Raw genomic sequence first — 14011 nt, 5'->3', positions numbered from 1 at the left:
CCATGTCTATCCGCATCAACGACATCGCCCCCGATTTCACCGCCCAGTCCACGGCGGGCGAGATTCGGTTCCACGACTGGCTGGGCGACAGCTATGCCATCGTCTTCAGCCATCCGCGCGATTTTACCCCCGTCTGCACGACGGAATTCGGCGCGGTGGCGCAGTTGGCCCCCGAATTCGCCAAGCGCAACACCAAGGTCATCGGCGTGTCGGTGGACACGGTGGACGAACACCAGAAATGGAAGCGCGACATCGAGGCCTTTGCCCAAAGCCCGGCCGATTTCCCGATCATCGACGACACGTCGCTGACGGTGTCCAAGGCCTATGACATGCTGCCCGCGGAATACTACACCCCCACGGAAGGGCGCACGCCCGCCCACACCGCCACCGTCCGCACCGTCTATCTGATCGGGCCGGACAAGAAGGTGCGGCTGACGATCTCCTATCCCATGTCGGTGGGGCGCAACTTCGCCGAAATCCTCCGCGCGCTGGACGCGGTGCAGGCGACCGACGGCGTCCCCATCGCCACCCCCGCCAACTGGCAGCCGGGGCAGGACGTGATCGTGGCACTCAGCCTGAACGACGATCAGGCCAAGGAGCGGTTCGGCGATCTGGACGTGAAACTGCCCTATCTGCGGTTTGCCAAGCAGCCCTGACTTGCAACCCCCCTTGGCTTGGCGCAGGCTGCGCGCCAAGTCCAAGGAGGATCCGATGACCGACACGCTGTTCCCGCAAAAGACCTATCCCACCCTGCCCGTGAAGGGCGAGACGGCGGCCTATCCCGTCCATCGCATCTTCTGCGTCGGCCAGAATTATGCCGACCACGCCAAGGAAGTCGGGTCGTCCGTCGATACCGAAGCGCCGTTCTTCTTTCTGAAGGACGCCTCCGCCCTTGTGCCGTCGGGCACCGATGTCGCCTATGCGCTGGGCACCGAGAACCTGCATTACGAGATCGAACTGGTGCTGGCGCTGGGCCAGCCGCTGTTCAACGCGTCCGAGGAGGAGGCCGCCCGCGCCATCTACGGCTATGCCGTGGGGTTGGACATGACGCGCCGCGATCTGCAGGCGGTGGCCAAGAAGAAAGGCCGCCCGTGGGATTTCGCCAAGAACTTCGAGGAATCGGCCATCATCGCCCCCCTGACCCGCGCGGGCGACATGGACGCGCTGGGCGATCAGCGCATCTGGCTGACGCTGGACGGCGATGTGCGGCAGGACGGCAAGCTGTCGGACATGGCGCGCGGCCCGGCCGAGGTTCTGAGCTATCTTTCGCGTTTTTACCGCCTGCAACCGGGCGATCTGGTGATGACCGGAACCCCGGCGGGCATCGGCGCCGTCGTGGCCGGCAGCAAGGTCGAAGGCGGCGTGGACGGCCTTGACCCCGTGCGCGTGACGTTCACGGACTGACGGCTTCCTTGCGAAACACGTCCGGACGGCTTAGCTGGTGTCAACCGCAGCCGCCCGGACCTGTCCCATGACCCTTCACTTGCATCAGAATGACCTGCCCGACGGGCTGACCCTTGGCGCGATCGTCGCCATCGATACCGAAACCATGGGCCTCGACCCCCGGCGCGACCGGCTGTGCGTGGTGCAGTTGTCGGCAGGCGACGGGGACGCGCATCTGGTGCAGATCGCCAAGGGCCAGACGAGCGCCCCCAACCTGGAACGTCTGCTGACCGATCCGGCGGTGGTCAAACTGTTCCATTTCGGACGTTTCGACATCGCGGCGCTCCACAACGCCTTCGGCGTGACGACCGCGCCCGTGTGGTGCACCAAGATCGCGTCGAAGATGATCCGCACCTTCACCGATCGTCACGGGCTGAAATACCTGCTGGCCGAACTGGTGGGGGTGGACGTGTCGAAACAGCAGCAGACCTCCGATTGGGGGGCCGGGGTGCTGACGGACGCGCAGATGGAATATGCGGCGTCGGACGTTCTTTACCTTCACGCGCTGAAAACCGCGCTGGAGGAACGGCTGATCCGCGAGGACCGCATGGCGCTGGCGCAAAGCTGCTTCGATTTCCTGCCCACCCGCGCGAAACTCGATCTGATGGGATGGAATGAGCCGAATGACATCTTCCACCACTGATTATCTTGCCACCGCCCGCCGCGTGATCGGGATCGAGGCGCAGGCGCTGGTGGCGCTTGAAGGCGCGCTGGATGACGGCTTTGCCCGGGCGGTGGACCTGATCCTGGGGGCCAAGGGGCGCGTCATCGTGTCGGGCATGGGCAAATCCGGCCATGTCGGGCGCAAGATCGCGGCCACCTTCGCCTCTACCGGGACACCCGCGCATTTCGTGCATCCGGCGGAAGCCAGCCACGGCGATCTGGGCATGATCACCGATCAGGACGTGGTGCTGGTCCTGTCCAATTCGGGCGAGACGCCGGAGCTGGCCGATCTGGTGGCCCATACCCGCCGGTTTTCCATCCCGATGATCGGCGTCGCCTCGCGCCCGCAATCGACCTTGCTGCGGCAGGCGGATGTGGCGCTGGTGCTGCCGCAGGTGCCCGAGGCCTGTGGCACGGGCGTGGTGCCCACCACCTCCACCACCATGACGCTGGCCTTGGGCGACGCGCTGGCGCTGGCCCTGATGGAACATCGCCGCTTCACGCCCGAACAGTTCCGCATCTTTCATCCGGGCGGCAAGCTGGGGGCCCGCCTGTCGCGCGTGGCCGACCTAATGCACACCGACCTGCCGCTGGTGGCCGCCGACCTGCCCATGTCCGAGGCGCTGCTGGTCATGAGCGGGAAGGGCTACGGCACGCTTGGCGTGCTGGACGGCGACCGTCTGGCGGGCATCGTCACCGATGGCGACCTGCGCCGTCACATGCAGGGCCTGCTGACCCATACGGCGGCCGAGGTGATGACCCCCGACCCCCGCACCATCGGCCCCGACGCGCTGGCCGAAAAGGCCGTGGCGGTGATGCAGGACCGCAAGATCACCGCCCTGTTCGTGGTGGAGAACGACCGTCCCGTGGGTCTGATCCATATCCACGATTGCCTGCGCGCCGGGGTGGCCTGACATGGCGCGGATCGCGGGCAGAACGGGGGACCGGCACACCAAGCTGGTGAAGCTGCTGAAGGTCGCCCTTCCCCTGGTGGCGCTGGCGCTTTTGTCCACGATCTTTCTGGTGTCGCGCACGGTCGGCACGCAGGACGCGATCCCCTATTCCAACGTCGATGTGCAGGGCCGCGCGATGGACCCGCGCCTGACCGAACCCACATGGTCGGGCCTGACCTCGGACGGGGCGCGGCTGAACATCGCGGCGGCGGAGGTGCGGCCCCCGGCCGAAGGGCGCCCCGCGACGATCAGCGCGCTGCGGGCCGATCTGACGACCCCCGACGGCGTGGACACGCATCTGCAATCCGCCGCCGGCACCTATGACGATGCGAACCAGCGCGTGACCTTTTCGGGGCAGGTGCGGGTGCACACCTCCACCGGGTATGACATCCGCATGGCGGAGGCGGTGGCCGAACTGGACCGCACGCAGGTGACCGGCATCGGCCCCATCACCGGGCAGGCGCCCATGGGGCAACTGACCGCGGGCGGAATGACGCTGAACCCGGCGGGGGACACGGGCGGGCAATATCGTCTGGACTTCACCGGGGGCGTCAAGCTGATATACACCCCTGCACCACAACCATGATCGGAAGTTCCATGCTGAAAGCGACGATCCTGTCTTTCGCCCTTGCCCTGCCCGTGGCGGCCACGGCACAGGATACGCAGATCGACCTTGGGGGCGCCGCGCAGGACACCTCCGCCCCGGTCGGCGTGGATGCCGACCAGCTGTCGGTCGATCAGGCGGCGGGTGCCGCGACCTTCACCGGCAACGTGCGCGTGGCGCAGGGCGCGTTGCGCATGGCGGCGAACGAGGTGCGGGTGGAATACGGCGAAAGCCAGAACGAGATCACCGCGCTGCACGCGACGGGCGGCGTGACGCTGGCCAACGAGACGTTGGCGGCCGAGGGGCGCGAGGCCAGCTATACCATCGCCTCGGGGCAGGTCGTGCTGTCGGGGGACGTGGTTCTGACGCAAGGGTCCAGCACCATCGCGGGCAATCGGCTGACGATCGACCTTGCGTCCGGGTCGGGCCGGATGGAGGGGCGGGTCCAGACCCTGTTCCAGCCGGGCGCCCGCCAATGACCGACGGGCTGCAGGTCACGAACATCCGCAAAAGCTACAAACGCCGTCCGGTGATCCGCGACGTGTCGCTGGCCCTGCGGCGGGGCGAGGTCGTGGCCCTTCTGGGGCCGAACGGGTCGGGCAAGACCACCTGTTTTTATACCATCGCGGGTCTCGTCACGCCCGAAAGCGGCGCGATCACCATTGACGGGCGCGATGTGACCGCCCTGCCGATGTATCGCCGCGCCCGGTTGGGCATCGGCTATCTGCCGCAGGAGATGTCGATCTTTCGCGGCCTGTCGGTGGAGGACAACATCCTGGCCGTGCTGGAGATCCGCGAGAAAGACCCCCATCGGCGGCGGGAACGTCTTGAGGATCTGCTGTCGGAGTTTTCCATCACCCATATCCGCCGCGCGCCTGCGCTGGCGCTGTCGGGCGGCGAACGGCGGCGGGCCGAGATCGCCCGCTGTCTGGCGGCGGACCCCGCCTATGTCCTTCTGGACGAACCCTTTGCCGGGGTCGATCCCATCGCCGTGGCCGAGATTCGCCATCTGGTGCAGGACCTGAAAGGCCGGGGTCTGGGCGTCCTGATCACCGACCATAACGTGCGCGAGACGCTGGCCATCGTCGACCGCGCCTATATCCTGCATGACGGCACCATCCTGAAAAGCGGCACCACGGACGAGATCGTGGCCGACCCGATGGTGCGGCAGGTCTATCTGGGCGACACCTTCACCCTGACCTGACGCGCGCGAATTCGCCGTTTCGTCACGATACCTCTGGATTTCCACGCCACGTCCCCCATTCTTGAATCATGGGCACATGCCCGAAAGAAGGAGGACAACCATGCGTTACCAGATCAGCGGCAAGCAGATCGACATCGGCGAAGCGCTTCAGACCCACGTTCAGTCCGAGTTGAACGAGTTGATCGAAAAGTATGCCCAGCGACCCACCGATGCCCTGATCATCTTTTCCAAGATTGCGCATGAACATACCTGCGAGACCGTTCTTCACCTGTCCACCGGCCTGAGCGTCAGCGCCAAGGGCCGCGCGACCGAGATTTATGCCGCGTTCGAAGCCGCGCGCGAGAAGATGGACAAGCAGATCCGCCGTTACAAGCGCCGGCTGCGCGACCACCACAAGGCACGGACGACCCCGGTTGTGTTCGGCGGCGGCTCCTCCTATATCCTCGCCCCGACAGAGGACGCGGATGATGACCACAAGGGCCAGGAATGGCAGCCCATCATCGTCGCGGAAACCGAAACGAAGGTTCCGGCCATCACCGTGGGCGAAGCGGTGATGCAGTTGGAACTGGGGGGGCAGCAGATGCTTGTCTTCCGGAACGAAGGACATGGCGGGGTCAATGTGGTATATCGCCGGGAAGACGGCAATATCGGCTGGATCGATCCGCGCAACGCAAAATAGGGGCCCCGCGGGGCCGGGAACCGTATGGAACTGACCAAGATTCTCGCCCCCGACGCCGTGCGTGTCCTGGGCCATATCACCAGCAAGAAGCGCCTGTTCCAGGAATTGGGCGACATTGCGGGCGGTGCTTATGGCCTGAACGCCGCCATCGCCACCGATGGCCTGCAAGAGCGTGAGAGCCTTGGCCCCACCGGTGTGGGCCACGGCATCGCCCTGCCCCATGCCCGGCTGCACGACCTGCCGGGCATCCAGGGCATTTTCATCCGTCTGGAAAAACCGCTGGATTACGACAGCGTGGACCGCCAGCCGGTGGATCTGGTGTTTGCCCTGTTCGCGCCGAAGGATTCCGGGGTGGATCATTTGAAGGCGCTGGCGCTGGTGTCGCGCACCATGCGCGACCAGAAGGTGTGCCAGAAGCTGCGCGCCAACACCGACCCGGCCAAACTCTATGCCATCCTGACCGAATCGCGGGCGTCGCAGGCGGCCTAGCCTTCGTCGCGCCAGTCGCCGAAGCCGAATTGGTCGTAATCGCGGTGATACGCCTCGCGCGCGGCCGCCTCGATCTCGTCATCGACCAAGGTGGACAAAGGGATCGCGGCATCGGCCGGGGCCGGGATCAGCGCGGGCGACGGATGGTCGATCTGCGCGGCGAGGAAGGCCAGCCCTTCGGACAGCCGCGATTCCCGCAGGATCAGATCCGGCTGGCACACCGCGCCCATCCCCTCCAGAACCGCCGCCTGCGACGCCATGCCGGCATCCGCGCGCACCCCGCTTTGCCCCGCGACATGCAGTTTCAAGAACCGCAGAAACGCAAGGAACGCGGTGCGATGCGCCTCGAACCCCATATCCTGTCCCGGCGGCGGCAAGGGCAGGTCATAACGACGGACCATCTGCTGGCGAATGCCCGCAAGCGCGTTGGTCAGTATCTGATCGGTGAAGGCGGTGTGGGCGCGGGCCAGCGGATGGCGCAGGACGGTGAAGCTGCGATGGCCGGGATGCGCGCCGCGCCACGCCCGCAAGGCGCGCTGATCCATCTTCTCCACCACATCTCCGCCCAGATCGCGCAGCCATTGCACGACCTGCGCATCCGGCCCGTTGCGGGTGGGCATATAGAGGGCCGGGGCCCCGGTCGCGGCCAGAAAGGTCGGCACCGCCGCCCCCCGCCGCGGTTCGAAATTGGGCACACGCGAAAACTGGAACGGGTCGAGACGGGCCAGCGCCTCCTCCACCGCCTTGGGGTTTTCGACCTTGTCGGCCAGGGGATCGGGGTTCTGCTTCTTCAGCTTGCCGTCCAGTTCCTGCAACCGCGCGGGAATGCCCAGGAACTTGGCCAGACCGTTCAGGACGGCCACATCCTGCACATCCTCATAGTCTATGTGGAACGCCGTCTGGCCGGACACCTGCAGGCGGTGCAGGATATCGGCGTAAAAGCGGCCCAGCCCCTCCACATGGGCCACGAAGCCCGGCGCGTTGAACACCACCTTCGCGCCCCGGGCCTTGCCCGCATGGGTCAGCTTCCATTGCCCCGTTTCCCGCGCGATCAAGAGCGAGACATAGGATTCCAGCGGATTGCGGGTCAGGATGATCTTGGCACAGGTGGGATCGTCCAGCACGGCCTGCGTGATGCGGGTGTCGTGATCCTGAAACTGGCGAAACCCCTGCAACCCCTCCCCCGTCTTCATGGCGGCCAGCACAGTGTGCGGGTCACGGTCGCGGGCGGCGATGTCGATGCCGAACATCTCGGTCTGGCCCAGTTTGCCCATGAAGCCGGAATTGAACACCTCGCCATGGCAGGTCAGGCCGTCGAAGGCGTTCAGATTGGCCTCAAGGAAGTTCGAGCCGGTCCGCATTCCGGCGAAAAGGACAAAGCTTGTAAACGTCATGTCAGCTCACCAGATGCGGACGGACCTGTCGGTCGGGATTGTGAAATATATCGTTGGCCGGATAATCGCCCATGACCATGGGCTGCATCCCCTGATTGCGCAAATCCTGAAGGAACTGCCCGAAACCTGTCAGATCGACCAGATTGGGGGCGCTTGTCAGACGGGGGCGCAGGCGCGGGGCGATTTCCTCGATGATGGTCTGCAGCGGCTCGGTCGGTTTGTCGAGAAAGGTAGCCAGCGGCCAGATCCGCACCCGCGCCTTGACCCAATGCTGTTCCAACAGATCCAGAAACTCCATCTCCACCCGTTGCAGCCGCGCCGCTTCGCGCCGGATATCCGAAAAGGGCAGGCCCGAACGATAGAGCGGAACGGCCCAGGCCCCCGACACGATCGAGATCTGCGCGTTGGGATCGGCGGCCATGAAGCCGTTCAGCGTCTGGTTGTCGGCCGGGCCGAACATGAAGCACTGCCGCCGGGGCCGCGTGTTCCAGATCAGGCTGGTCAGGAAGCTTTTGGGATTGTAGTCGCGCAGCTTGGCACTGTCGGACAGCCCGCCGCGGAAGACCGATTGGCCGCCCGCGAATTCCACCCGCTCCGGCCCGAACAGATGGCCGTGCACACGGGTTTCGGTCATCGTGGTCAGCCAATCGGGGAAATCCGGCATCAGTTCGGCAAACCCTTGCAGCACCGAATAGGGCATCGCCGTGCGGCCATTCTCGAAATTCGACACGGGAAAGCGGCTTTGCATGTACAGACCCGCCCGCCCCCGCACACGCCGTTCCTTTGCGGCGCTGAACAGCCGGTCGATCCGCCCCGGATTAGGATCGGAGCGCTGATCCTCGGCCACCGCCGGGGACAGGAAATGGTCGTAAAGCCGGTCGGCATGGGCCCAGGCCTTGCGCGCCACAAAGCAATCCGACCGGCGCAGAAGCGACAGGTGATCGTCATAGAAGATGTGGGGCTTGCCCTGAAAATCGAACTTGAACAGCGTCAGGGACCGGCTTTCGACATCGGTGGAATACCGGCGAACCAGAGTTTGGAAGTAACTTTCATCGGGGATCCACACCCGGCGGAAATACCGATCGTGGCGGACGCGTTCGGGGCTGTCCAGAATGGCCAGCAGCGTCTTGCGCGTCAGGCACCACCATTGGCTGCCCAGATGCGGCACGATCCCCTGCGGGATGCGCCGCCGCACGCCCAGCCGTTGCTGCATCCGTGTGGCGATATCGAACACACGCCGGTTTCGGCGCCAGGAAAAGGGGAAGAACAGCCGGAACCGTTCGATGTTCAGCCCGCCGATGGTCCAGCCCACCTCCTCGGTCATGACCGATTCGATGAAATCCGTCTCGGGCCGTTCGTTCAGATAGGCGACAAGATCCGCCGCCGGACGCAACGGCAAACACGCCCCCGAGGTCAGGTAGACATGGCGCACCCCCGGAAACTGCCGCAACATCATCTGCGAGGCGGCCTGCGTGGCGGCCACAAGGTTCCACCCCCCCCATTCGCAGCGATAGCGGGGGCTGAACCGGATCAGCTTGCGCATGTCGTCCAGGCTTTTCTTCATGTCGCGCAACTCGCGCGGGCGCACGCGGCTGTCCACATGGATCACCACCGGGCAGCCCTGTTCGGCCCAATGGCGCGCCACCTGCGCCACGCGGTCCAGCGCGGTGTGGCACAACATGACGAATCCGACGCTCATGCCCAGTTCCCCTTGGAAATAAGGCCCAATATCTCCAGCTGGCGCCAGTTGACGTAACGCTCGCTCCACCGCGTCCACAGGTCGGGTTCGGCCTCGATCCGTTCGCGATAGGCGGCATATTCGCGGCTTTGGGCGTAATGCTCGCCCCGACGCATCTCCTCCTGCGCCTTGGCACCGAACGTGTCGATGAACTTGGCATGCATCAGGCATCCCGATACCTGTTCACCGCCCCAGCGGTCATAGGTGCTGTTCAGGCCGCGCGGCAGCATCATGTGGGTGGAACTGATATAGGCGTAGCGGCGGTTCCACCGCACCAGCGGGATCTTGTTCAGCGCCGGCGCGGAATAGGGCGCGTCGCCGAAAAAGGCCCGCCCGCGCGGCCCGCCCTGGATCCAGACATTCCCATATTGGCCGTTGCGGCTGATCTGGTAATTGCCGGGGTCGAACCATTCCGCGATCTCGAACGGATTCTGCCCTTCGTGATAGGGTTTCGCGCCGATGGACCCTTTGGGATACATGTCCAGCATCATCGCCGACATCGACCGGATGGAACAGCTTTGCAGCCAGTCGGTCAGCGCGCGCAAGGGGCGCGTGTCGCAGAAGGGATAGACGAGGAATTCGTCGGCATCCACCGTCAGGCACCAGTGATTGTGCCCGAACCGGCCCTGCAACCCGTTCAGCCAGTCCACCCCGAAATGCGCCCGGCGATAGCTTGCGGTGGTGGTCCAGACCGAGGCGTCCTCCTGCCGGACCAGATAGTCGCGGGTGCCGTCATCGCTGCCATTGTCCACGAACAGGAAGTGGTTGACCCCCATCCGCCGATAGTAGTCGAAGAAATACGGCAGGCGGATGCGTTCGTTGCGCAAGGTGCAGAACAGCAGGATATCGCCCCGCTGGATGCGGCCCGTGCGATTGGCCACGCCCTTCAGGTCCGCCAGACGGCGCCAGGCCCGCAGGCGGTGCCATTCGCGCCGAACGCGCAGGTCGATCGTTCGTTTCAGCCCCAAACGCACACCTCGGTCGGAATTCGGATGTCATGTCCCGTGTCCGGCATGATCAGGCCCACCCCCCGCGTGACATAAGGCCCAGCGCCTCCAGATGCCGCCATCCCCGCAATCGTTCCGCACAGGGATGCCAGAGATCAGGCCCCGATGCCACAACATCATAGTAGTCTTGATAAAAACTGGCGTCGAAAAAATGTTCGCCGCGCGCTTTTTCTTCGCGGGCGCGGGCGGGGGCGGTGTTCAGGAACTTCGTGTGCAGCAAAAGCCCGGACGGCATCTCGCCCCCGTCTTCGGCATAGAATCGGTTCAGGCGACGCGGCAGGACCGAATGCGTCGAATTGACATAGGCGTAATGGCGGCGCCAGCGGATCAGCGGCACCTTGTTCAGGGTGGGACCGCGCCGGGGATCAGCCAGAAGCGCGCGGCTGCGCGGCCCCCCCTGGATCCAGAAGTTGCGCATACGCGGCTGGACCTGCACCGAATAGTTGCCGTGGTCGAACCAGCACAGGTGCCGCGTCGGATCGTCGCCCGGCCGGTGCGGCGCGCGGTCCAGTGGCCCTTTGGGAAACAGGTCCAGCATCATGGCGGGAAACATGTCCTGCCCGTGATCGTCCAGCCAGCCGGTCAGCGCGCGCAGATCTCGCGTCTGCCAATGGGGATAGATCAGCAACTCGTCCGCATCCAGCGTCAGGCACCAATGCCCGTGGCCGAACCGCATCTGCAGCCAGGTGGTCCAGTTCACGCCGAAGCGCGCCGCCTTGTATCCCGCCGTGGTGGTCCACAGCGACACGTCGGGTTGGCTCCGCAGAAGGTCCTGCGTGCCGTCGGTGCTGTCATTGTCCACGATCAGAAGATGCCCGACGCCCAGACGGCGGACATGGTCCAGAAAATAGGGCAGGCGCGCCGCCTCGTTGCGCACACAGGCGAAACCCAGAATCGTGTCGCGGCGTATCTGCGCGGTGCGGTCGCGATCGGGCACAAGGTCGCCCCGGCTGCGAAAGGCGCGCCACAACAGGCGACGGCGCTTCCACCGCAAGGCGAACGCCACCCGCGCGGTCTGCACGGATGGCGTCAAAGGCGGAAGTTCCAGAATCCCCGCGGCCGGCGTCGGGGTGCCGGGCCCCCGACGCCCCACCTTTATTGCGCGGTCTTGCTGGAGGACACGACGTCGTTCAGGAACTGGCTGAATTCGTCGCGCAGGTCGTCGCGGGCCAGGCCGAAGGCGACGGTCGCCTGAAGGAAGCCTGCTTTGGAGCCGCAGTCATACCGCTCGCCCTTGAAGCGGAAGCCATAGACGTTGTTCTTCGTCTCGATCTCGCGGGCGATGGCGTCGGTCAGCTGGATTTCCCCACCTGCGCCGGTTTCCTTCTTGTCCAGCGTGTCCAGAACCGACGGCGTCAGGATGTAACGACCGATCACGGCCAGGTTCGACGGCGGGTTCGACTTCGGCTTTTCCACCATGCCCTTCACGCGCACGGTCGATCCGTTGTCTTCGGACACGTCCAGGATGCCATAGGATTTCGTCGCCTCGACCGGCACCTCCATCGCGGCCACGATGTTGCCGCCGGTTTTCTCATAGGCCTGCACCATCTGCTTCAGGCAGGGCACGTCGCCGGTGATGACGTCATCGGGCAGCATGACGGCAAACGGCTCGTCCCCGATCAGGCGGCGGGCACACCAGACGGCGTGGCCCAGACCCAGCGCGCGGTGCTGGCGAACATAGGCGATCTTGCCGTCATCCATGTTGGTGGAGTTCAGGATGTCCAGAAGCTCGTCCTTGCCGGACGCCTTGAGCGAGGCTTCCAGCGTGGGCGAGACGTCGAAATAATCCTCAAGCGCCGATTTCCCGCGCGAGGTGACGAAGATGAACTCCTCGATCCCGGCGGCGCGGGCTTCGTCGATGGCGTATTGCACCAGCGGTCGGTCCACCAGCGACAGGATCTCTTTCGGAACCGATTTCGTGGCCGGAAGGAATCGCGTCCCCATGCCAGCGACGGGGAAAACGGCTTTGGTGACCTTTTTGATGCTCATGACTCTCACTTTTTGCGCAGATACGCGGGATTTTAACATGTTAAGGGTGCGCCGGTATATCTTGCAAGCGTTGTGGCGCCGGTTCCGGCAATGATAGCCCGGTCGGGGCCGCGATCAATTCCGTCGTGTCGGATCGGCGTGCTTCCGTCATCCGCCCGCCTGAAGAACCCGTTCAATTCGTGGAACATCTGCCGGATTGTTCAATTCCCAGAACACGCGGCCCCGCCCTTCCACTTCCACGCACAGGATGGGGGTGCCGTTTTCCAGAAACCGCAACTGCTCCAGCCCCTCCAACTCCTCCAGCGGGCCGGTCGGCCATGTGCCATAGGCGGTCAGCGCGTCGGGGCGATAGGCATAGACGCCCACATGGTGGAACACCGGCGTCGCCTCATCCTCGGCATAGGTGCGGGAGGTGAAGGGGATCACCTCCTTGGAGAAATAGAGCCCGTGGCGGCGCGCGTCGAACACCGCCGTGGTGCCCCCCACCCGGCCCGCGCGGCGATCCTCCAGAAACCCGTTCAGCGCGGCCCCGTCGCAGCGCAGGACGGGGGTGGCCACCGCCGCTTCGGGATGTGCGCGCAGGCCGGCCACAAGATCCTCCACGAACCAAGCCGGGGTCAGGGGGGCGTCGCCCTGAAGATTGACGATGATGTCGTGATCCGACACCTGCGCCGCCACCTCGGCGCAGCGTTCGGTGCCGTTGCGGCAGGCGGGCGAGGTCATCACCACCTCCGCCCCGAAGCCCTGCGCGTGATCGCGGATGCGGTCGTCGTCGGTCGCCACCACCACGCGGTCCACGCCGGCGACGGCCATCGCCGCCTCCCAGCTGCGCTGGATCAGGGTCTTGTCGCCATCCGCCCCCCGCAGGGACACCAGCGGCTTGCCCGGATAGCGGGTGGAGGCGTAGCGCGCGGGAATCGCGATGAGAACGGACATCACTTCAACTCCACGCCGGGGGCATGGGCGATGAAGAACGGGTTGTCCCAGCCCGCCTTGCCATATGTCAGGACGGATTGGTCATCGAACCGCACGACCTGACCGCCCGCGCCGCGCAACACGGCATCGCCCGCCGCCGTATCCCATTCCATCGTGCGGCCCAGACGGGGATAGATGTCGGCCTCGCCCGTGGCCACCAGACAGAACTTCAGGCTCGATCCCGCGCTGGTCATGTCGCGCACCGCGTATTTGCCGATGTAATCGTCCGTCGCCTGATCGCGGTGGGATTTCGACGCCACCACCATCAGCGCCCCGTTGTCGGGGGTGGAGACGCGCAGCGGTACGAGGTCGCCCACCGTATCCTTGTCCAGATCGCCCGTCTCCTCGACCGAGGTGCCGTCGGGCCGTGTCCAGAACAGGCGCTTCTTGGCGGGGGCATAGACCACGCCGCGCACCGGAACGCCGTCCTGCACGAAGGCGATGTTGACGGTGAAATCGCCGCGCCGCTGCACGAAATCCTTGGTCCCGTCCAGCGGATCGACGATCAGGAAGGTGCTGGCGGTCAGGGCGTGGCTGTCGGCCTGCTCTTCGGTGATCAGGGTCACATCGGGAAAGGCCTTGCGCAGCCCTTCGCTGATGAAGGCGTCCGCCGCCTCGTCCGCCGCCGTGACGGGGCTGTCGTCAGATTTGGACCGCACGTCGAAATCGGGCGATTCGTAAATTTCCATGATCCGGTCGCCCGCGCCAAGCGCGAGGGTCCGCAAGGTGGGCATCAGCGTCTCGAAATCCATCCCGCTCTCCGTTTGGGTAGGGCCATGATCGCGCGTTGTGTGCGACGCGCGGCTTCACTATCATGTGTCGTTGACGGAACGGCAAGCTATCGGGTTGAAGATAGCCTCGGGGCCCCGTCGG

The 14011-nt window shown here is 65.1% G+C and carries 16 protein-coding genes; 9 read left to right on the top strand and 7 right to left on the bottom strand.

Translation table 11 applies throughout. The features are described from left to right. Positions 1 to 2 precede the first annotated feature (2 nt). The 9 genes from MU449_RS00745 (at position 3) to MU449_RS00705 (ending at position 6035) form a co-directional block, all read left to right on the top strand. Positions 3 to 656 (top strand): peroxiredoxin, encoded by a 654-nt coding sequence (locus MU449_RS00745; protein ID WP_244736066.1) that lies wholly within the window; start codon positions 3 to 5, stop codon positions 654 to 656. Positions 657 to 711: 55 nt separating this feature from the next. After that, a complete protein-coding gene (locus MU449_RS00740) occupies positions 712 to 1404 on the top strand; it encodes a fumarylacetoacetate hydrolase family protein (RefSeq protein ID WP_244736065.1) in 693 nt (230 codons plus the stop codon). Between the two features lie 67 nt (positions 1405 to 1471). Next, positions 1472 to 2086 (top strand): ribonuclease D, encoded by a 615-nt coding sequence (locus MU449_RS00735; RefSeq protein WP_244736064.1) that lies wholly within the window; start codon positions 1472 to 1474, stop codon positions 2084 to 2086. Next, positions 2067 to 3020 carry a KpsF/GutQ family sugar-phosphate isomerase gene (locus MU449_RS00730; protein WP_244736063.1) on the top strand — a complete coding sequence of 318 codons (954 nt, stop codon included), beginning with the start codon at positions 2067 to 2069 and terminating at the stop codon, positions 3018 to 3020. Before MU449_RS00735 ends, MU449_RS00730 begins: the two co-directional genes overlap by 20 nt. A gap of 1 nt (position 3021) precedes the next feature. Continuing rightward, entirely contained in the window at positions 3022 to 3645 is a 624-nt protein-coding gene (gene lptC / locus MU449_RS00725; protein ID WP_244736062.1) for an LPS export ABC transporter periplasmic protein LptC, read from the top strand. 11 nt (positions 3646 to 3656) lie between these two features. Next, a complete protein-coding gene (gene lptA / locus MU449_RS00720; protein WP_244736061.1) occupies positions 3657 to 4142 on the top strand; it encodes a lipopolysaccharide transport periplasmic protein LptA in 486 nt (161 codons plus the stop codon). Further along, positions 4139 to 4867, top strand: a complete 729-nt coding sequence (gene lptB / locus MU449_RS00715; RefSeq protein WP_244736059.1) for an LPS export ABC transporter ATP-binding protein — start codon at positions 4139 to 4141, stop codon at positions 4865 to 4867. Before lptA ends, lptB begins: the two co-directional genes overlap by 4 nt. 100 nt (positions 4868 to 4967) lie before the next feature. After that, positions 4968 to 5546 (top strand): ribosome hibernation-promoting factor, HPF/YfiA family, encoded by a 579-nt coding sequence (gene hpf, locus MU449_RS00710; protein WP_244736058.1) that lies wholly within the window; start codon positions 4968 to 4970, stop codon positions 5544 to 5546. A 24-nt stretch (positions 5547 to 5570) separates the two neighbouring features. Beyond that, positions 5571 to 6035, top strand: a complete 465-nt coding sequence (locus MU449_RS00705; protein WP_244736057.1) for a PTS sugar transporter subunit IIA — start codon at positions 5571 to 5573, stop codon at positions 6033 to 6035. Here the strand turns inward: MU449_RS00705 and MU449_RS00700 are convergent. From MU449_RS00700 to cysQ, 7 genes are all read right to left on the bottom strand, one after another. Next, positions 6032 to 7429: a sulfotransferase family protein gene (locus tag MU449_RS00700; RefSeq protein WP_244736056.1), complete on the bottom strand. Its 1398-nt coding sequence runs from the start codon at positions 7427 to 7429 to the stop codon at positions 6032 to 6034. The two genes, MU449_RS00705 and MU449_RS00700, sit on opposite strands and share 4 nt — an antisense overlap. A gap of 1 nt (position 7430) precedes the next feature. Next, positions 7431 to 9128 carry a beta-1,6-N-acetylglucosaminyltransferase gene (locus tag MU449_RS00695; RefSeq protein WP_244736055.1) on the bottom strand — a complete coding sequence of 566 codons (1698 nt, stop codon included), beginning with the start codon at positions 9126 to 9128 and terminating at the stop codon, positions 7431 to 7433. Beyond that, entirely contained in the window at positions 9125 to 10135 is a 1011-nt protein-coding gene (locus tag MU449_RS00690; protein WP_244736054.1) for a glycosyltransferase family 2 protein, read from the bottom strand. The genes MU449_RS00695 and MU449_RS00690 overlap by 4 nt, the downstream gene beginning before the upstream one ends. A 49-nt stretch (positions 10136 to 10184) precedes the next feature. Then, positions 10185 to 11207, bottom strand: coding sequence for a glycosyltransferase family 2 protein (locus MU449_RS00685; RefSeq protein ID WP_244736053.1), 1023 nt, complete (start codon positions 11205 to 11207; stop codon positions 10185 to 10187). A 62-nt stretch (positions 11208 to 11269) separates the two neighbouring features. After that, positions 11270 to 12163, bottom strand: a complete 894-nt coding sequence (gene galU / locus MU449_RS00680; RefSeq protein WP_244736052.1) for a UTP--glucose-1-phosphate uridylyltransferase GalU — start codon at positions 12161 to 12163, stop codon at positions 11270 to 11272. Positions 12164 to 12310: 147 nt separating this feature from the next. Further along, entirely contained in the window at positions 12311 to 13099 is a 789-nt protein-coding gene (locus MU449_RS00675; protein ID WP_244736050.1) for a 3-deoxy-manno-octulosonate cytidylyltransferase, read from the bottom strand. After that, positions 13099 to 13890, bottom strand: coding sequence for a 3'(2'),5'-bisphosphate nucleotidase CysQ (cysQ, locus tag MU449_RS00670; RefSeq protein ID WP_244736049.1), 792 nt, complete (start codon positions 13888 to 13890; stop codon positions 13099 to 13101). Before cysQ ends, MU449_RS00675 begins: the two co-directional genes overlap by 1 nt. Positions 13891 to 14011 lie beyond the last annotated feature (121 nt).

This window comes from Falsirhodobacter halotolerans (assembly GCF_022899245.1).
Taxonomy (GTDB): Bacteria; Pseudomonadota; Alphaproteobacteria; order Rhodobacterales; family Rhodobacteraceae; genus Falsirhodobacter; species Falsirhodobacter halotolerans.
Note: the sequence above shows the minus strand (reverse complement) of the source record. Positions and strands in the feature narration are given on the sequence as shown.